The 20,617-nt window shown below is 26.8% G+C and carries 16 protein-coding genes; 13 read left to right on the forward strand and 3 right to left on the reverse strand.

Annotation, left to right across the window (positions count from 1 at the left end):
- Positions 1 to 28: 28 nt before the first annotated feature.
- The 3 genes from trpB (at position 29) to M9400_RS02990 (ending at position 3,057) form a co-directional block, all read left to right on the forward strand.
- A complete protein-coding gene (gene trpB / locus M9400_RS02980; RefSeq protein WP_250232364.1) occupies positions 29 to 1,219 on the forward strand; it encodes a tryptophan synthase subunit beta in 1,191 nt (396 codons plus the stop codon).
- Between the two features lie 2 nt (positions 1,220 to 1,221).
- Positions 1,222 to 2,052, forward strand: coding sequence for a tryptophan synthase subunit alpha (gene trpA / locus M9400_RS02985; protein WP_250232365.1), 831 nt, complete (start codon positions 1,222 to 1,224; stop codon positions 2,050 to 2,052).
- 267 nt (positions 2,053 to 2,319) lie between these two features.
- A complete protein-coding gene (locus M9400_RS02990) occupies positions 2,320 to 3,057 on the forward strand; it encodes a YciC family protein (protein ID WP_250232366.1) in 738 nt (245 codons plus the stop codon).
- A gap of 141 nt (positions 3,058 to 3,198) precedes the next feature.
- On the opposite strand, the gene M9400_RS02995 is transcribed toward M9400_RS02990, so the two are convergent.
- Positions 3,199 to 3,819: a TonB family protein gene (locus tag M9400_RS02995; RefSeq protein ID WP_250232367.1), complete on the reverse strand. Its 621-nt coding sequence runs from the start codon at positions 3,817 to 3,819 to the stop codon at positions 3,199 to 3,201.
- An 832-nt stretch (positions 3,820 to 4,651) separates the two neighbouring features.
- Between M9400_RS02995 and cls the strand changes: the two genes are divergently transcribed.
- Positions 4,652 to 6,121, forward strand: coding sequence for a cardiolipin synthase (gene cls / locus M9400_RS03000; RefSeq protein WP_250232368.1), 1,470 nt, complete (start codon positions 4,652 to 4,654; stop codon positions 6,119 to 6,121).
- 527 nt (positions 6,122 to 6,648) lie between these two features.
- Here cls and M9400_RS03005 read toward each other — a convergent pair.
- Positions 6,649 to 7,263 (reverse strand): thymidine kinase, encoded by a 615-nt coding sequence (locus M9400_RS03005; protein WP_250232369.1) that lies wholly within the window; start codon positions 7,261 to 7,263, stop codon positions 6,649 to 6,651.
- 609 nt (positions 7,264 to 7,872) lie between these two features.
- Between M9400_RS03005 and hns the strand changes: the two genes are divergently transcribed.
- The 8 genes from hns to M9400_RS03045 all read left to right on the forward strand — a co-directional run bounded on the left by hns (position 7,873) and on the right by M9400_RS03045 (position 17,807).
- Positions 7,873 to 8,283: a histone-like nucleoid-structuring protein H-NS gene (gene hns, locus M9400_RS03010; protein ID WP_250232370.1), complete on the forward strand. Its 411-nt coding sequence runs from the start codon at positions 7,873 to 7,875 to the stop codon at positions 8,281 to 8,283.
- 1,945 nt (positions 8,284 to 10,228) lie between these two features.
- A complete protein-coding gene (xthA, locus tag M9400_RS03015; RefSeq protein WP_250232371.1) occupies positions 10,229 to 11,035 on the forward strand; it encodes an exodeoxyribonuclease III in 807 nt (268 codons plus the stop codon).
- Between the two features lie 181 nt (positions 11,036 to 11,216).
- Positions 11,217 to 13,070 carry a signal peptide peptidase SppA gene (sppA, locus tag M9400_RS03020; RefSeq protein WP_250232372.1) on the forward strand — a complete coding sequence of 618 codons (1,854 nt, stop codon included), beginning with the start codon at positions 11,217 to 11,219 and terminating at the stop codon, positions 13,068 to 13,070.
- 358 nt (positions 13,071 to 13,428) lie between these two features.
- Positions 13,429 to 14,430: a type I glyceraldehyde-3-phosphate dehydrogenase gene (gap, locus tag M9400_RS03025; protein ID WP_250232373.1), complete on the forward strand. Its 1,002-nt coding sequence runs from the start codon at positions 13,429 to 13,431 to the stop codon at positions 14,428 to 14,430.
- Positions 14,431 to 14,904: 474 nt separating this feature from the next.
- Positions 14,905 to 15,432 (forward strand): disulfide bond formation protein DsbB, encoded by a 528-nt coding sequence (dsbB, locus tag M9400_RS03030; protein WP_250232374.1) that lies wholly within the window; start codon positions 14,905 to 14,907, stop codon positions 15,430 to 15,432.
- Between the two features lie 555 nt (positions 15,433 to 15,987).
- The gene (gene minC / locus M9400_RS03035) at positions 15,988 to 16,668 is read left to right on the forward strand and encodes a septum site-determining protein MinC (RefSeq protein ID WP_250232375.1); all 681 of its coding nucleotides are present in this window, start codon (positions 15,988 to 15,990) and stop codon (positions 16,666 to 16,668) included.
- Positions 16,669 to 16,695: 27 nt separating this feature from the next.
- Positions 16,696 to 17,508 carry a septum site-determining protein MinD gene (gene minD / locus M9400_RS03040; protein WP_250232376.1) on the forward strand — a complete coding sequence of 271 codons (813 nt, stop codon included), beginning with the start codon at positions 16,696 to 16,698 and terminating at the stop codon, positions 17,506 to 17,508.
- A 5-nt stretch (positions 17,509 to 17,513) separates the two neighbouring features.
- The gene (locus M9400_RS03045) at positions 17,514 to 17,807 is read left to right on the forward strand and encodes a cell division topological specificity factor MinE (protein WP_250232377.1); all 294 of its coding nucleotides are present in this window, start codon (positions 17,514 to 17,516) and stop codon (positions 17,805 to 17,807) included.
- Between the two features lie 301 nt (positions 17,808 to 18,108).
- Here the strand turns inward: M9400_RS03045 and tsaB are convergent, their stop codons facing one another.
- Positions 18,109 to 18,810: a tRNA (adenosine(37)-N6)-threonylcarbamoyltransferase complex dimerization subunit type 1 TsaB gene (gene tsaB, locus M9400_RS03050; protein WP_250232378.1), complete on the reverse strand. Its 702-nt coding sequence runs from the start codon at positions 18,808 to 18,810 to the stop codon at positions 18,109 to 18,111.
- Positions 18,811 to 19,225: 415 nt separating this feature from the next.
- On the opposite strand from tsaB, the gene pabB reads away from it, so the two are divergent.
- Complete coding sequence (gene pabB, locus M9400_RS03055; RefSeq protein ID WP_250232379.1) at positions 19,226 to 20,617, forward strand: aminodeoxychorismate synthase component I; 1,392 nt, start codon at positions 19,226 to 19,228, stop codon at positions 20,615 to 20,617.

A 20,617-nucleotide genomic window follows, 5' to 3' on the forward strand; every position in this document is an offset into this window, starting at 1 on the left:
ATAATTAAAGGAACCAATATAAATCGATATGATAAAACTACAGTCCTATTTTGGTGAATTTGGAGGTATGTATGTACCACAGATTCTAATACCAGCACTTACTCAATTAGAAGAAGCATTTATATCAGCTCAAAATGATCCTGCTTTTCAAAAAGAACTTAAATACCTTTTAAATCATTATGCTGGTCGACCCACTCCTTTAACGTTATGTAGAAACTTAACGAAAGGAACTCGTGCTAAACTTTATTTAAAACGTGAAGACTTATTGCATGGAGGATCTCATAAAACCAACCAAGTATTAGGACAAGCTTTATTAGCCAAACGTATGGGTAAAAAAGAAATAATTGCTGAAACTGGTGCTGGGCAACATGGAGTTGCTGTCTCTATTGCAGCATCTCTTTTAGAATTAAAATGTCGTATTTATATGGGATCTAAAGATATACAACGTCAAGAACTTAATGTTCTACGAATGCAATTAATGGGTACACAAGTGATCCCAGTGCATCATGGTTCTGGCACCTTAAAAGATGCCTGTAATGAAGCTATGCGGGAATGGTCTAGAACTTATGAATACACTCATTATATGCTCGGTACAGCTGCCGGCCCTCATCCTTTTCCCACAATTGTTAGAGAATTTCAACGTATTATTGGAAAAGAAACATATAAACAAATACAAACATATGAACAGCGTTTACCAGATGCAATTATCGCTTGCGTAGGAGGAGGATCTAATTCTATTGGAATATTTTCTGATTTTATTGATACACCATCAGTACAATTATTAGGTGTAGAAGCGGGAGGTTTAGGAACAAATACTAAATATCATGGCGCTGCTCTACAACATGGAAATATAGGAATTTATTTTGGCATGAAAACTTCAATCTTACAGTCTTCAGATGGACAAATAAAAAATTCCTATTCTATTTCTGCTGGACTCGATTTCCCATCTGTTGGACCAGAACACGTTTACCTAAAAGACACTGGTCGAGTGAAATATGTATCTATTAATGATATAGAAGCTATAGCAGCTTTTAAGCAATTATCTGCTCATGAAGGAATCATTCCAGCTCTAGAATCCGCTCATGCTTTGGCACATGCGCTAAAAATAATTCAAGAACAACCAAATAAAATACAAATTTTAGTAGTGAATTTATCTGGACGTGGAGATAAAGATATTTATACAGTTAATAATGTATTACAAACACAAAAAGAGATATAAAAATGGATCGTTATCAAAAATTGTTTACACGCTTAAATCAAAATAAATCAGGAGCATTTGTCCCTTTCATTACTATAGGTGATCCAAATGCTGTTTCTTTTATGCATATTGTAGATACTTTAATTGCATCAGGTTCTGATGCATTAGAATTAGGTATACCATTTTCTGATCCTATCTCAGATGGGCCTGTAATACAAAAAAGCATAGCACGAGCCTTCAAATCAGGTATAAATTTTTCACGTTGTTTTGTCATATTGAGAAATATTCGTAATAAATATCCACATTTACCTATCGGATTATTAATCTACGCAAATTTAGTGTTTAAAAATGGAATAAATAATTTCTATTCATATTGTGCAGAACTGGATATAGATTCCGTGCTAATTCCTGATCTTCCTATAGAAGAAAGCCTACCATTTTATAAAGCTGCTATACAAAATAAAATAGCACATATCTTTATTTGTCCACCTAATGCTACTGAAGAATTAATACATAAAATTATAAGACAAGGATCCGGATATATCTATTTATTATCCCGCCCAGGAGTAACTGGAATTGAAATTAACAAAAAAACAATTAATACTGCTGTTTTATATAATTTAATTAAATATATTCAAAAACAAGAAAAAAAAATACCTATTCTACAAGGTTTTGGCATACATACACCACTGCAAGCTCAAGAATCAGTATTATTAGGCGCCTCTGGAATTATTTCCGGTTCTGAAATTGCAAGAATTATTGAAGAAAACATATCTAATCTGGAATTAACGCTAGAACAATTAAAAAAATTAGTACGTCTAATGAAAATGTCTATGTGTTTTCATGCAAATTAAATTTTTACATGTAATATGTATCATTTAATTCTTATATAAAACAAACACTTAACATCAATAAACCCATGTAATTACTAATATAATAACAACGATATTAAAATCCCTATACAAAATATGGAACATAGAAATAAAAATATTCGATTTGTTATAAACTATTAATAATACTAAAAATTATAAAATAACTTAATCATATCTCATTAATTTCATTTTAAAAATATGATTTTTTATTTTCAAAAAATATTTTTCAGAGAAAAAATTATAAAAGCTATGATAATTAAATTATCTCGAGATGTATTGCATTTTATTCATAATTATTATACTGATATCATAATATTAATATTGATTACAACATTAATTCAAATTTGTTTAGACTATATTTTATTGCCAAAACAAGAAGAACTTATATTCATGAATAATTTTATTGGAATAGGATTACATAACGTAATCAAAGAGTTATCAGTAGATCAACAGTACATTTTATTCAGATTATCTGCTGCTCATAGTATTTCTAAAATTCTAAGTAGTACCTTTTTATGTGGAAGTATACTAACTATGTTACATTTAATATCTACCACTAATAAAAATAATCAGCACTTAAACATAGGAAATATTATTACATCAGCAATACTAATATTTCCAAAATTTCTATTATTAATTTTTTGTACTACATTATTTATACAATTAGGGCTTATGATAGCAATGATCCTAGGGATTATATTGGCTATTATTATAAGTCTAACTCCAATTATAGTCATTATTGATAATTTACCCATCGTGAAAGCCATGTGCCTTAGCATCAAAACAAGTTATCGTAATTTTCATATAATTACACCACCTATTTTATTATGGTTTTTAATTAAAACGGTATTGATGTTAATTGTATACCATCATTACTATAATTGGATATTTATTACTAAAATTTTAGTAAATAGCTTTAGTAATGCATTATCTGTAATAATTTTAATATACCTTTATCGTCTATATATGCTCGTTAAGACTGCATAAATTATGCAGTATTTATTAAATAATAACAATTTTAATATTATTTATTATTTAATTTAAAATACCGTCCTATATACTTTTATAAATACACTTAATTCAAATCACTATTTTATTCCATACAAAATGTTTAAGTATACCAACTATTTAATTCTTAATATGCCGATCACTAAAATTTTTATTAGCATTTAAACAAAATTTAAAAGTAATAGTTAAATCTTTTTCTGATTTGTTATTCTCATATACCCAACGACGCATGGCCGATCTAATGCTTTTTTCAAATATACCAGAAGGAACAGCTGACAACACCCGTATGTTATCAACTCTACCCCTAATGTTAACATCATATTGTACAGTAACTACTCCCTCGATACCTAATATTTTTGCTTTATTAGGATATTCAGGATATATACGATTAATCACACAAGAAGATACATAGCTCTGATTATGATCTATTTTAAGAGAAGATACAGAATTCTTTGTAGCTTCTGAAAGATTAATATTATTATTTCCAGCTGCAGAAAAATTTTTATTAGAATTTAATATATTTTTAGAATTATTTACAATCTGTTGTTGTTTTGGATATGTTCTAGTTTTTAGGTTTGGCTTATTATGATTTTTTTTTAATAATTTTAATGATTGACTTTCTTCCAATGAAGAATAAGGAACCTGATCAAATTGCAGAAACGATAGTGTAAATATTTTAGACTTTTCTATATAAATAGATTTATTAACAATATGAGAAAATTGGTACGATAATATATTCATTACAATCATATGCATTGTACACGATAAACAAACACAAAAATAAATCGATACATGTAATTTGTACCAAATACGTCGATAACTATTGATAATTAAATTTTTTAAAAAACTCATATTATATTATACAAGTTAAATAACTTATCATTTTGTACAAGAAATTATTCTCTATCACGCTCCTTAATACTTTTAAAAATTTTAATCACTTTATTATAAAAAACACATTTATATTTTGCATATTTCTTTCATTACACACACTAAAATAGTAATATATATAGTATTTCAGTATCAAATTCACTTAAATATGTATAATTTATTTTATACGATCATTCTTATGCTATTCATATATATATGAAATTTTCAACAATAATTTTTTACATTCATTAAATAAATAAATATATTTTTCTGCTAAAAATATTAATTAATATCAACAGTAATTAATTAAAATAAAAAATTTTAATTAAACACATATATCAAGTTTTAAATTTTAATTATATACTAATTTAACGTTAATAATAAATAAATTTTTAATCACCGATGAACAAAATCACTAATTATTGTAGTGAATATACCCATTTATTTATTTAATACACAAAAAATTTCATACAATTATCATATATTTTATAATTTGTAAAAACGTAACAAAATCAATACTATTAATACAAATTTATTAATATTTAATTAATATATTTTACCAATTAAAATTTGATTATTATAAATATATAAGTCTCTTATGCAATTATAAGATTTATCACACAATAAACATTCAAATAATAATCGAATAGCAACCTTTTATTAAAATATTCCATAAACGTTCTAAATAGGATTTATTATAATAATGATCGCGATGTACACCATTTTTAATTGTATTTTTTTATGCAGTTATTGGTTATTAATCGCATTAGTTACATTTCGAGTTTTAATAAAACGTCGAGCAGTTCCATCATCTATGGCATGGTTATTGGTAATTTATATTTTACCTCTAATAGGTGTAATTACATATCTGCTATTTGGAGAACCTAATCTTGGTAAACAACGATCTACTAGAAGTAAAATAGCATGGTTATCTACTATACGTCGCATACAAATATTAAAAACCTATAAACATATTTTTTCAACTGAACACAGTGCAACTGCTACATCATTATTTAAGCTTTGTGAACATCGTCAAGGAATAGGCGCTCTAAAAGGTAATCAAATACAATTATTTAAAAAAACTAATGATACTATTACCTCTTTAATTAAAGATATTGAATTAGCCCAACACAGTATTGATATGGTATTTTATATTTGGGAATCTGGAGGATTAGTAGATCATGTTATAAAAAAATTGATTATAGCAGCTAAAAGAGGCATTCAATGTCGTATTATATTAGATTCTGCTGGATGTGCTAGTTTTTTTAACAGTTCATATCCTAATATAATGCGACAGGCTGGAGTCCATGTAGTAGAAGCGCTACATGTAAATTTACTACGAATTTTTTTGAGACGAATGGATTTACGCCAACATCGAAAAATGGTATTAATTGATGAGCATATTGCCTATGCTGGCAGTATGAATATGGTAGATCCACAGTTATTTAAAAAAAATATAGGAGTTGGACAATGGATTGATATCATGGTTCGAATAGACGGACCTGCGACTTCAGTTATGAGCATAATATTTTCTTCTGATTGGGAAATTGAAACAGGACAACATATATTATTACCATTATTATTAAATACTCACGTAGTGGCAGCTCACGAATTAATACCAACAGGCCATACCATTCAAATTATTCCTTCTGGCCCAGGATGTCCAGAAGGAATAATTCATCAAATATTACTAATATCATTATATGAAGCTCGTAAAAAGCTTATAATTACTACTCCATACTTAGTACCTAGCGATGATTTATTACATGCTATTTGTACAGCAGCGCAAAGAGGAGTAGAGGTTCATATCATTATTCCAAAAAATAACGATTCTGTACTAGTAAATTGGGCTAGTAGAGCATTTTTTAGCGAATTATTACAAGCTGGTGTTTTAATACATCAATTCCAAAATGGACTATTGCACGTAAAAAGTGTATTAGTTGATCAACAACTAAGTATAATAGGTACTGTAAATTTAGACACACGAAGCCTATGGCTAAACTTTGAGCTTACTTTAGTCATTGATAGCCAGGAATTTAGTAATGAACTGGAAAAAACACAACAAAACTATATTTCTCATTCTAGAGTAATTGATCCTCAAACATGGGCTAACCGTCCTTACTGGGAACGCGTTGTTGAACGTTTATTTTATTTCCTAAGCCCCTTATTATAAAAATTTTAATCTTCAGTGCATCAACAGCACAACTCAACTCAAGATAAATCAACCAATAAAAATGCTGATGGCAATATTTGGTAAAACTGTATATTATTTTTATCGAACACACTCAATAACTACAATTGATTTATACAGATAATAAAAAAATTATTTATGTGCTAAAGTAGAAATTTATTCCCCTCAATATTATCAATGCAACATTTATACTTAATTTCATAATTAAATTATTAAACAATTAACCATTATATACATAACACAGCCAAACTAGACACAATATATACAATATATATCGTCAATAATCACAATATGAATCACAATAAAAACATATATTAAACATAAAATAAAAAATTAATACAATCAAAAATCTATAACCCATATAATATTTATTTTAATTTTAATATTATTAATATCTTTAATGTTATAAACATATATCTGTTTAGAACAAAATATAACAGGTATAAATATTTATAATATTTATACATTTATTAAGATATATACATACAAAAACTAAATTAATTTTTTATCTATTTTGGTGAACACGTTTTATTAGATGAGAATGATAATTCGAATTTTTCCAAAAAATGCCTACGACATACTGAAACATAACGATTATTACCTCCAACTAATATTTGATTACCATCTCGTATTACTACACCTTGATCGTCAATTCTAAGAACTCTATTAGCCTTACGTCCACAATAACAAATAGTTTTTAATTCAATTAATTTGTCCGCCCATGCTAATAACCATAAGCTTCCCGGAAATAAATCAGCTTTAAAATCAGTACGTAAACCATAACACAACACAGGAACATTCAACGTATCTACTATTTTTCCTAAATCAATCACTTGATCACGATTAAGAAAATGACACTCATCTATTAATACACAATGTATTATATCATCCTGATACATAGCTGCTATTTGATCAAAAAAATTAGTTTTAACATTAAATATTTTAGCAGAAGCAGTTAATCCAACACGAGATTTAATTTTTTCATGCCTACAATTTTTATAATTCATTTCAGCAGTATATAATACAGTATGCATTCCTCGTTCCTGATAATTATAAGAAGACTGTAATAATGCGGTAGTTTTTCCAGCATTCATTGCTGAATAATAAAAATATAATTGCGCCATAAATTACAATCCTATCTCAGTCACAGAATTTGAATACTATTCACATAACATAATTCTATTATGTTAAGAATAAATTTATTAATCTAATTTAATCTATGAAATTTATAAATAAAAATATTTTGTATATATACATTAATTTTAATGTAATAAATTTTAGATTCCATCTAATTACAAACACTTTCACGATACCACGTATATATCTTAATATCATTCTATATTTTATGTATAAAACAATAATTTAAATAAATAAATGCTCTATGCTTAAAAAGATTCTATGTTTCTAATAAAAATAACTAAAAAATTAATAAACAACTATTATCTATTATTTAAAATTTGTAAAAATAAAAAATAATCATTTAATTAAATAATGTTATTTATTTTTATAAAAAATAAATAACATTATTTAATTAAATTAATAAAATAATTTTTAGTAAAATATAACATATCACAATACTTTACTTATATTTATAACTCTATATATAATTACTTATTAATACAAAATATAATAAAATTATTTATAAATTAAAACACCCTAGGTATTGCAGAAAATAAATTAGCGCTCTATCCTTATCAATAGATTTGTTATTTATAACATTTGAGATTAAATCAATGAATGACGCATTAAAAATTCTTAATAATATACGCACGTTACGAGCGCAAGCTAGAGAATATACTCTTGAAACATTAGAAGAAATGTTAGAAAAGTTAGAAACAGTTGTTAATGAACGCCGAAAAGAGAAGAATCAAGCCCAAGCTGAAATAGAAAAACATGCTCTAAAATTACAACAATACCGCGATATGCTTATAGCTGATGGAATAGATCCTAATGAACTATTACAAAATTTAAGTACTACTACCAAATTATTTCACAAAAATAAACGTGCAACTCGCCCAGCAAAATACCAGTATATTAATAAATATGGTGAAATTAAAACCTGGACTGGACAAGGGCGCACGCCCTCAATGATTAAGAAAGCTATCGATGAAAAACAGAAAAAACTAGAAGATTTTCTACTATAATTTTGACAGTACTGATCATATTTTATTTTTTATGTAAAACCAAAGGGCTTTTTGATCAAATTACTAAGCTCTTTGTTTTATATAAATAACGAATACGCACAATATTAGTAATTATTTAATGTAAAAATAACATATTCATATAAAAATATAACTAATAAGTTATATTATATGTTGTTTTATATACATATTTAAAATATTATTAAACACGTTCTCAAAACAATCGTTATTATTTGCAGTTTAATAATTGAAATATCAGTCCAAGAAATTTTAAAATTATCAATAATATTACTCTAATAATAATAAATATTTGTTATTACTGAACAGTTTTCCTGAATATTAAGCTGTTATAATATTTTAACGAAATATGAATATAAATATATCTATCTTTCAGTTTTTATCGACAAATGTCACTATCTATTTATTCTTAAAACATCAATTATAACTTTATAATCTTTATTATTGATAAATTGATATTATAAAAATATAAATTCTTAAATAAATCAACAACCAAACCACATTAATATTGATTATAAGACTAATATTAATAATAATTTATTAAAGAATACAAATACTACTACGAATATAACTACTAAGATAAATTATAATTTTTGTTCCTTTTATTACTTTGTATCAAACACCAAATAAAAGTAATATATGAAATTCATTAAAAAATCATCTTTATTAAACAACTATTTTTCTCAATTACATGCTTAAAGTCATAATGTGTATACTATACAACTCATTCTATTCTTTATGATGGTTTACATAACTAAAAATATAAAAAAATGATATAATGTTTACAATGCGCTTATATATATAAATATTGTAAAATGTACACTACGAATAAACGAACTTTAAATATATTAATATTTAAATTATAAAAATAAATATTACTTAAAAATAATATATATAAAAAATTATTGTATTTTGATTTTTTCAACAAATTTTAAATCTAAAAATTATTACAATTATTAAAATTAATGAAATTATTTAATAAGTATCTAAAATCTTTACGATAAAAACTATTACTAATATTCTCTATTTTTATACACAAAAGACTCTAATAAATTAGATCTCACCATTAACCAATATCATTGCTAAACATATTTAAATTTTCTAAAAAAACGTAAGATACTATCTATCTTATAGAATCAAAAATTTTAGTTATTTTATAAACGATAGCCAATCTTCTAAAAATCTTATTTTTTATACAAATTCTTGTGACTACAACACTAACTAACATATCTATCGCATATACAATAATCCTTTTTACATATCACAAATCAAATTTTTTAATATTAAAAACTATCTTAGTTTACTTTGTTCAAATAATATATTCGTACAATTATTTAGAATTATCTTTGATGATCTAATAAAACTTATAAATAAATGAATCTCAAATCAATACTAACTTTTAGTTTAAATAACTAACTATTATCCAAAAAATCATCATATAAATTCGTAATAAAATTATAAACTAATAACACATAATTTATGACTACTAAGAATAGTCATTCTCTCTGTAATTATCACCTTCATCAAGCAATTATCTGGACATAAATACGTAAACAAAAAATTAAAAATATAACCATTTATTGCAGTAAGATGAAGAAATTTCATCACAATATATAAATACCGTTCTAAACTAAATACACTTACCAAAATGCAACATTCTTTTTTAATTAGTTCTCATTTTTACATTATACAACAATATTTATATATAATATCCACAATATTTAGAATAAAAACTGTTACTTTAAAAATAAAGTATTATATATCTGAAACAAATTTAAGATTAATCAATATAATGAATGAGTATCTGTTATGTGCTCTATTATAAGCTTATAAAATTTATTTATTAATTATAATTAAGTATCTACGATAACTAATAAAAAATATGTTATATTTATGATACGTATATAAATAATTTATAGATTAATATTAGATGAGATTTGTTTCTTTTAATGTCAATGGATTACGTGCTCGTATGCATCAGTTAACTGCAATCATCTTGCAATTACAACCTGACGTGATCGGTCTACAAGAAACTAAAGTACATGATAATTTTTTCCCTATAAAGGAAATTTTAAAATACGGTTATCACGTATATTATTATGGACAAAAAAAATATTATGGTGTTGCACTACTTCTTCGTCAAATTCCATTAACTGTAATCCGGGGTCTTACTAATGATGATAATTTATCTCAAAAACGAATAATCATAGCTGATATTATGACATCAATAGGCACATTAACTATTATCAATGGTTATTTTCCTCAAGGAGAAAATAAAAATCATACTGAAAAGTTTGTGTATAAAAAAAATTTTTATAAAAATTTTCAAGACTACATAGAACATACGTATCACAATAATTCATTGTTACTAGTTATGGGTGATATGAATATCAGTCCCACAGACTTTGATATTGGTATTGGTGAAAATAATAAAAAAAATTGGATTTCATCAGGACGATGTTCTTTCTTGCCAGAAGAAAGAACATGGATCAATAATTTGATGAACTGGGGGTTAATAGATATTTATAGAAAGATGCATCCTTATAAAAACGAACGTTATTCCTGGTTTAGTTATAAATCTAATGGATTTAATAGAAATAGTGGTTTACGTATCGATTTAATATTAGTAACTTGTTCTTTAAAAAATCGTTGTAAAGATAGCGATATAAGTTATAGTATTCGCAGTATGAGTAAACCTTCTGATCATGCCCCAGTATGGGCAGATTTCAATATTTAATTTATATGTATATAATAAAAGATAAGAGTTATATGTAATTTTAATTACCTATTATAAAATGATATGCAATTAATTTTTAAAAATTATTGAGTATATATATAAAACACCTGATATACTTTAAAAGTAATTGATAAATTATTCATTGGATCATCATATAATGTCCTTAATGATTAAAGAGTTCATGCGAAACACATGGCAAATAATTAGCAAAATACTTAAATATAGTGTACGTACACTATATTTAATACGCATGATAATAATAAATATATTTTTTCTAATCCTAATGATTATCGTTGTTGGAATATATCTAAACTTAAGGAATAATGCTACTAAATCGCCATCAAAGAACACTGCTCTGATTTTAGACATTTCTGGGACCGTTGTAGATAAACCTATAACATCAGATAACAAATTCCACAAATTTAGTAGGCATTTACTAAATACAAATCAATCAAATACTAAAGAAAACTCACTGTTTGATATTGTTAATATATTACGTCAAGCTAAAAATGATCCTAACATAACTGGATTAATATTATCATTAAAAAACTTTTCTGGAAGTAATCAAACGTCATTAGAATATATTGGAAAGGCTTTGTATGAATTTAAAAATTCTGGTAAATCAATTTATGCCATTTCTGATTATTACAACCAATCGCAGTATTTTCTGGCCAGCTACTCAAACAAAATTTATATCACACCTCATGGTTTTGTAGATTTACGAGGTATCTCTACCAACAGATTATTTTATAAATCACTATTAGATAATTTAAAAATTAATACTCATGTTTTTAGAGTAGGTGCATATAAATCTGCTGTTGAACCATTTATTCAAGACCAAATGTCTGATCATGTACGACATGAAGAAAAAAAGTTGATCAATCATCTGTGGAATCAATATTTAAAAACAATATCCATTAATCGTAAGATAAAAACTCAAGAAATTTTTCCAGAAACTGATAAAATGTTAGACGAATTACATCAAATACAAGGTGATACCGCAGCTTATGCGCTTAAAAATAAATGGATAGATGAAATTGCGTCTCACTGTGTTATAGAAGATACAATGCAAAAAATATTTGGATCTAATAAACAAGGCACTTCATTGAATGCAATTAGTATGTATGATTATAATCTTGCAGCACCAATAAAACAAAATAATCAGATAGCAATAATTTGTGTTAATGGCCCAATTATAGATGGGCCTGATATACCAGGTTCAATTGGCGGTGATACTATAGCTCACAAAATTAGAAGCGCCCGATTCAATCCGAAAGTGAAAGCAGTAATACTTCGTGTAAATAGTCCTGGAGGAAGCGTAAATGCTTCTGAATTAATTAGATCAGAATTAATAGCTATCAGAGATTCTGGTAAACCAGTAGTTGTTTCTATGGGAGGAATAGCAGCATCTGGTGGATATTGGATATCAACTCCAGCTAATATTATTATCGCAAGCAACAGTACTATTACAGGTTCTATAGGAATATTTGGTATTATTAATACATTTGAAAAATCTCTTGATTCTATCGGTATCCATAACGACGGAGTAGATATATCTCCTATCTCAAATATTTCAATAACTAAATCGCTACCTACTGAATATATAAATATGATGCAACTTTATGTAAATAATAGCTATCGTTATTTTATCAACACCGTAGCTGAGTCTCGCAAAACCATAAAAGATATTCATAAAATCGCTCAAGGGCACGTATGGCTTGGTTATGATGCGATAAAAAATGGACTAATTGATAGTATAGGAGATTTAGATGATGCAATAAATAAAGCTGTTAAATTAGCTCGTTTAACAGAGTATCAACTTAATTGGTATGAAGATAAAACAAATTGGATCGATATTTTATTACAACACACTAATAAAGTTATTCATGCTATAACTATTAATTTTTTAAATCATCATCTTTTATTAACTAATTTTAACGACAAATTAAAAATTAATAATCTTAATGTTTTAAATTTTATATGGAATGATCCCAAAAATTGTTATGCTCTTTATTTAGATCATTTAATACAATGATAATATATAATCAAAGCGACATTTATGAATTTTTAGAAGTAATAAATTATATTTACATATATAAAAGATCACGTAATGAATATATTTCATATCAATTTCCATAAAAAAGATAAAAAATATATAATGTTTATATCCCTATCGCATAGTAATAAATCATAATGTAACTAGTGAAACGCATATATTATAATTAGTGTTATGATAACGATAATTAATTAATATTTATATACGAAACATAAAAATATCAAAACATACTTTATATTTTAAAATTATTAATTTACATATTACATATAATGTATATCATCATTGAACTTTATTAATAACGCATAACTACAATTACTTATACAGGAGTATATAATGTATGGCTATTAAAATAGGTATTAATGGATTTGGTAGAATTGGTCGTGTTATCTTCAGAGCCGCGCAAGAACGAAAAGACGCAGATATCGTTGCTATTAATGATTTATTAGATATTCAACATATCGCATATATGTTGAAGTATGATTCAACTCATGGACGATTTAAAGGCACAATCAACGTACACGACGATCATTTAATTATTAACAATAAAGTTGTGCACTATACTTCACAAAAGGATCCAAAAAATTTACATTGGAAAAATTTTGATGTCGATGTTGTCACCGAATCTACAGGGATTTTCTTAACTCAAGAAAAAGCTTACGGACACATATCTTCTGGGGCACGTAAAGTGGTATTAACTGCTCCAGCAAAAGATGATACCCCAATGTTTGTTATGGGAGTAAATAACCATCACTATAACGGAGAAAAAATAGTATCTAATGCATCTTGCACTACTAATTGTTTAGCTCCATTAGCCAAGGTTATTCATGATAACTTTGGAATTATTGAAGGCATAATGACCACTGTTCATGCTGCTACTGCTACTCAAAAAACTGTTGATTCTCCCATATATAATGATTGGAGAAATGGACGTGGTGCTTATCAAAATATCATTCCGTCATCTACTGGAGCAGCACAAGCATTAGGAAAAGTTATAAAAGAATTAGATGGTAAATTAACTGGAATGTCATTCCGAGTTCCCATTCCAAATGTCTCTGTCGTCGACTTTACTGTCCGCCTGGAAAAATCAACCTCTTACAAAAATATTTGTGATGTTATTAAACATGCCTCTTGTGGCAATTTAAAAGGAATTATGGGATATACCGATGAAAAAGTAGTATCCAGCGATTTTAATGGAGAAAAATTAATTTCTATATTTGACGCACAATCTAGTATTTCGTTAAATAAGAACTTTTATAAATTGATATCTTGGTACGATAATGAAACAGGTTATTCCGATAAAGTAATTGATTTAAGCATATATATTACAAAGTATAAATAATAATATAAATCAAATAAATATATTAACATGTTGAACAAATACTTAAGGTCATGTAAATAACTCTATATAACTTAAATAGGGAGGTTGTTTAAATAAATTAATAAAAACAAACTCCCTATCAATATATACATCACGTTTAAAACTTTTTAATTTAACCTTATATATAATATGACTTAATATTTTTATATTTCTATAAAATAAGCCATCATTAATATTAATTAAAAATTATCATCTTTAAGATTTGAATATTACTATATACAGACAACTTCAAATTTAATCTTAAAATTAAATTTCAATACTTGTATCATTATGTATGATTTAATAGCCTTAAAATTTTTAGTATATTTGTAGTTTTTATATATACTGGTATAATAAGAATTAATACATAATAGATTATTTATATAATAAATATTTTTATTTTGTGTTAAACAGTGATTTTTAAACCAAAAATATTTTAATTTTAGGCAATTATTTATGTTGCATTTTCTAAATATTTGTTCCAAAAGTAGAAAATGCTGGGGTTTTCTAATTTTTACCATTATTAATTTAGAATTAATAGCCTTATATTTACAGCACATTGTTTTGATAAAACCTTGCGTACTGTGTATCTATCAAAGATGTGCCCTATGTGGCATAGGGATAGCAGGCTTAATTGCAATACCAGCCCCTTCATTTGCTCCTTTAAGACTATTTGCTATATCAATTTGGTCATACAGCGCTTACAAAGGATTATTATTGGCCAAAAAATACATTGACATTCAATTAAATCCTTCCCCATTTTCTACATGTGATTTATTTGTAAAATTTCCTAATTGGTTACCTATAAATAGATGGTGGCCCACTATATTTGACGCTAATGGTAATTGTTCTGAATATAAATGGTATTTTTTATCTCTAGAAATATCTCAATGGATGCTCATAATTTTTTCTAGCTACTTTCTGATAGCCTTACTCATGGGCATATCACAAATCATTGATTTTCTAAAACGTAATACTAAATAACAATTTAAATAAAGCACTACACCAAATCACACTATGTTTTATCAAATGAAAATTATTTGATAAAACATATATTAATTATAATTAACTTTTGTTAAGATAAATCTTGTTTCAATTTATATTTGCTATAATCAATACACAAACACCGATTGGTTGTAACATATACTTATATCACAGAATAATATTCATAACAGTAACAGTCTCTTATGTTTATTAAAAACGTAAAAACTACAAAAATAGTGCTGATTATACAATAATTTTGTTACTTTTAAAATTTAAATTATCATTACGCTGTAATTTAACATAACACCCTATACATTGTCCTAAATGACAACATGTTTACTGGAAGTGTCCATAAAAATATAAATTATTAATATAACAACGTTGTATTTTTATTTTTATTGTAACATTATAAAAATTATAATATAGTATTTTATCAAGAAAATATGTAACTTGTTAATTGTATTTATTATTTAATATAAATAAACATATACTCATATGTAATAATATTTATTGCATATGAGTCCGTAATATATATTTAAATTGCGAAAAACTAGCGTGTCTATTAGCATAAAGGGAAGCAATTTTCCATTATTAGTGGTGCATGTATATAGTACATGCTTAGAAGAAATTCGTCGATCATTGGTAGAAAAAATAGAAAAATCTCCTATTTTTTTATCAAAAAACACCCCAGTTGTTGTAAACGTTAGCAATCTCAATTACCGCAGTAATTGGGATGCTCTATGTCAAACATTATCAGATTCTGGATTATTTATAGTCGGAGCATGTTGTTGTCACGACAATAAATTAAAAGAGATAATCATGCTTAGCGGGTTTCCTGTTTTATCACAAAACATAACTATATTACATAAAGATTTTACAGAATATTTTCGAAAAAATACTTTAACAACATCCAAAACACAATTAATTAAAACACCAATACGTTCTGGTCAAAAAATATATGCTCGTAATAGAGATTTAATTGTTATTGCAAATGTTAGTGCTGGTGCTGAAATTATTGCCGATGGTAATATCCATATTTATGGAATAATGCGAGGACGTATATTAGCCGGTGCATCTGGAAATGAAGAATCTCAAATTTTTTGTACTAATTTATCTTCTGAGCTAGTATCTATTGGAGGGCGTTATTGGCTAAGCGATCAAATTCCAAAAGAATTTTCAGGTAAAGCAGTAAGACTTAGTTTAAAAAATGATACTCTTATCATTCAAGATTTATAATATATACTGAAAATAAGGAATGTGTTGATGGCACGTATAATCGTTATTACTTCAGGAAAAGGAGGAGTTGGTAAAACAACATCAAGCGCAGCTCTTGCTACTGGACTAGCGCGTAAAGGAAAAAAAACAGTTGTTATTGATTTCGATATTGGTTTACGTAATCTTGATTTAATTATGGGATGTGAACGTAGAGTAGTGTACGATTTTATTAATGTTATTCAAGAAGAAGCCACATTGCATCAAGCATTAATTAAAGATAAGCGCACTGATTATCTATATATTCTACCTGCCTCACAAACACGCGATAAAAATGCCTTAACTCTCATCGGAGTAGAAAAAATATTAAATGATCTTAATAAAATGAATTTCGAATTTATAATATGCGATTCTCCTGCAGGTATTGATAGCGGAGCGTTGGCGGCTTTGTATTTTGCAAACGAAGCTGTCATCATCACCAATCCAGAAATTTCTTCAGTGCACGATTCAGATCGTGTTTTAGGAATTTTGTCTTCTAAATCTAAACATTCTATAAATAATATAGAAACCATCAAAGAATACTTATTACTAACTCGATATAATCCTATTCGCGTAAAACACGGAGATATGCTTAGTTTAGAAGACGTAATGGAAATATTACGAATCCCTTTATTAGGTGTTATACCGGAAGATAAATCAGTACTAAAAGCATCTAATCAAGGTGAGCCAATTATTTTAGATATCAGATCCCATGCAGGTCAAGCTTACTCAGATACAGTAGATCGTTTATTGGGGAAACAACGTCCTTTTAGGTTTACTGAAAACAAAAAATTCAACTTTTTAAAACGATTTTTTAAGAGATAATACTTATGGTATTAGTCAATTTCCTTTTTTTTAAAAAAAACACACCAGCTAACATCGCCAAAAGAAGACTACAAGACGTTATTTCTGAAAATAATATCAAAAATATAAGTAACCAATCCCCATGTTATCTGTATAAATTAAAAAAAGATTTAACCAAAATAATACGTAAATATATACCTGATCCATACATACTTTCAGTGCAACTGGAAAAAAAGGATAACGCGTCTATTTTAAAATGTAAAGTAATTTTTTCTAACGAAAAACATAATAAATCAGGCCATACGTATCATTCAAATTAAAAATTCTAATAAATAATACTTACAAAAATAATCCCTTTATAAAAATATTTTTGAGCCTCTTATTATTAGCTAATATTCTGATTAATCACTGTATCTCACAATATAAATTACAGTTAAACATATTAATAACATTCAATTTATACTGTATTATGATCAGGTGCATCCTTTAACAGATTATATTATAATATTTCACAACCCACAATAAACCATATATACAACGTTTTCATACACCAAACTCAATATACTATGGCATGTGGCATTACGTATGCAGTACCGTTTTTAAAACTAAATCCATATTGTTTTATGTAGAAACTATTTTATTACGTAAATAAACAGGCTGCGCCTGATTCGGGGTTAGAAATATTTTATGTCTCCAACTCTGCATTCCTAATAGCAACATGTCCTGTGCTTCAGGTGACATAACAATCTTCCTTAAAAAAATAGTATCATTTACTTTTACGTTTTCTAAAACTAAATAATTATTCCAACCTGTACCTGCAAGTACCCAACTACCTTTCAACATTGTATTACACATTAGCTCTGCCGCAATTACCTCTGCTGTCATAATAGACTCACTACTATCACATATCCAACAATTGTTATCACTCATCCGACAATAACGAGCACAATACAATTCGCCCATACGTGCGTCAATAGTGGATATAACTTGTTTAATAGAAAAAATACGCCAAGCTCCTTGCGCTAATACTGCCAAAGAAGACACCTCCACTAATGGCAAATCAGCTCCTAATGCTAACCCTTGTGCAACACAAATTCCAATTCGTATCCCCACAAAGCCACCCGGCCCTCTATTAAATATAATACAATCAAGCGATCGCAAGGTAACACCTACTTCTACTAATAATTTATTAATCATAGGTAATATCTTTTCCGCATGACGTCTAGATGCTACAATTTTATGATCATATATATTATGATCGATCATTAAAGCAACAGAACATAATTCAGTAGTAGTATCAAAAGCCAAAATTCGAGTAGACATGGCACATAAAAATACAATAAAATTATATATTGAAAGTATTACAACTAAACTATATTATACGTGTTATATTTGTAATAAAAATATTAAATATTCATTAACTTCAAACTAAAATTACTAAAGCTAAAAAATTTAGTTAAAATAGCGCTAATTATTATGAAAAGTAAGTACTATCACAGTTAATGCCTTTAAAAGAATAACACATATCGCATCGTAATTAATAGTTGTCGTTTCATATTTAATCCGAAATAAAACACAATACGAAAATAATTATATCTAAACACATATAAAAGAATGCATTATTACATGTTCTTCAATATTTTTAAAATACTACACAAATTATATTTATACTTTGTATTCATTATATGATTAACATAATTGGCACATATTTTTAAAACATAAAGGAACGTCTATTTTAATGGGAATACATCTTATAGAATTACCCTATCACCCTGATGCTATACTAAATCTTTTTGAACCTTTATCTAATACAGCGTGGTCTATGCTGTTATATTCTGGACATAATAATCAACACCCAGATGGCCGTTTTGATATATTAGTTACTAACCCAGTGTTAACATTAGTGACTAAAAATAATATCACTACAATTTCTCACAATAAAAATAATCAAATTAGTAATGCAGATCCATTTATCTTATTAAAAGAATATACCCATATTACTAATATGGAATCATGTAATCGTTATAAACTTAAATTGCCATTTCAGGGTGGATTTTTAGGTATATTTGGATATGACCTCGCAAGATGTACCGAATCATTACCAAAATTAGCTAAACAAGATCTCCTATTTCCAGATATGGCAATAGGGTTATATCGTTGGGCGATAATTTCTGATCATAAACTTTATAAAAGTTACCTTGTCACTCATGATGAGCCAAATCAAATATTACCTTGGATATATAAACGGTATACATATAGTAATCACGTTAATTACACCTCATTTCGTATTATAAGACCGTGGAAAAGTAATATGAACCAATTTGAATATTCAAAAAAATTTAATATTATAAAAAAACATATAACTATAGGTAACTGTTATCAAGTATGTTTAGCTCAACGTTTTTATACCCCATATATAGGAAACGCGTGGATAGCATTCCGTTATTTATTAAATTATAATCAGGCACCTTTTTCAGGATTTATTAGGCTACCAAATAAATTAAGCATACTTAGCTTGTCCCCAGAACGTTTTTTGCAATTACATGGTAAAAAAATTAAAACTCAACCCATTAAAGGAACATTACCCAGACTAAAAAATACACAAGATGATTGTCTCCAAATTATTAAATTATCCAAATCTATAAAAAATAGATCAGAAAATTTAATGATCGTTGACTTATTAAGAAATGATATTGGAAAAGTATCTATTCCGGGCAGTATTCGCGTACCTAAATTATTTAATATCCAATCGTTCACAGGAGTACATCATATGATCAGCACAATTACAGGAAAGCTTTCCAATAATTTTTCTGCTTGTGATTTATTACGCGCATGCTTTCCGGGAGGATCTATAACTGGAGCTCCAAAGATTCAAGCAATGAAATTAATCGAACAACTTGAACCACATCGTCGAAGTATTTGGTCTGGAAGCATTGGATACTTAAGTTGTTGCGGAAACATGGATACCAATATTGCTATTAGAACACTATTGGCTGATAAGAAACATCTCTTTTGTTCAGTAGGAAGTGGCATTGTTTCCGACAGTGACGAAAATATAGAATATCAAGAAATGCAAGACAAAATACACACTCTATTACCACCGTTATTAAAAAAATTTTATTTAATGTAA

It is taken from the genome of Blochmannia endosymbiont of Camponotus sp. (assembly GCF_023586085.1).
GTDB lineage: Bacteria > Pseudomonadota > Gammaproteobacteria > Enterobacterales > Enterobacteriaceae > Blochmanniella.

Excerpts from the sequence above, each read along its gene's own strand:
- dsbB (WP_250232374.1), top strand. The coding sequence starts at position 14,905 with ATGTTGCATTTTCTAAATATTTGTTCCAAAAGTAGAAAATGCTGGGGT.
- trpB (WP_250232364.1), top strand. The coding sequence starts at position 29 with ATGATAAAACTACAGTCCTATTTTGGTGAATTTGGAGGTATGTATGTA.
- cls (WP_250232368.1), top strand. The coding sequence starts at position 4,652 with ATGATCGCGATGTACACCATTTTTAATTGTATTTTTTTATGCAGTTAT.
- minD (WP_250232376.1), top strand. The coding sequence starts at position 16,696 with ATGGCACGTATAATCGTTATTACTTCAGGAAAAGGAGGAGTTGGTAAA.
- M9400_RS02990 (WP_250232366.1), top strand. The coding sequence starts at position 2,320 with ATGATAATTAAATTATCTCGAGATGTATTGCATTTTATTCATAATTAT.
- M9400_RS02995 (WP_250232367.1), bottom strand. The coding sequence starts at position 3,819 with ATGAATATATTATCGTACCAATTTTCTCATATTGTTAATAAATCTATT.
- M9400_RS03045 (WP_250232377.1), top strand. The coding sequence starts at position 17,514 with ATGGTATTAGTCAATTTCCTTTTTTTTAAAAAAAACACACCAGCTAAC.
- M9400_RS03005 (WP_250232369.1), bottom strand. The coding sequence starts at position 7,263 with ATGGCGCAATTATATTTTTATTATTCAGCAATGAATGCTGGAAAAACT.
- pabB (WP_250232379.1), top strand. The coding sequence starts at position 19,226 with ATGGGAATACATCTTATAGAATTACCCTATCACCCTGATGCTATACTA.
- tsaB (WP_250232378.1), bottom strand. The coding sequence starts at position 18,810 with ATGTCTACTCGAATTTTGGCTTTTGATACTACTACTGAATTATGTTCT.
- sppA (WP_250232372.1), top strand. The coding sequence starts at position 11,217 with ATGCGAAACACATGGCAAATAATTAGCAAAATACTTAAATATAGTGTA.
- trpA (WP_250232365.1), top strand. The coding sequence starts at position 1,222 with ATGGATCGTTATCAAAAATTGTTTACACGCTTAAATCAAAATAAATCA.
- gap (WP_250232373.1), top strand. The coding sequence starts at position 13,429 with ATGGCTATTAAAATAGGTATTAATGGATTTGGTAGAATTGGTCGTGTT.
- xthA (WP_250232371.1), top strand. The coding sequence starts at position 10,229 with ATGAGATTTGTTTCTTTTAATGTCAATGGATTACGTGCTCGTATGCAT.
- hns (WP_250232370.1), top strand. The coding sequence starts at position 7,873 with ATGAATGACGCATTAAAAATTCTTAATAATATACGCACGTTACGAGCG.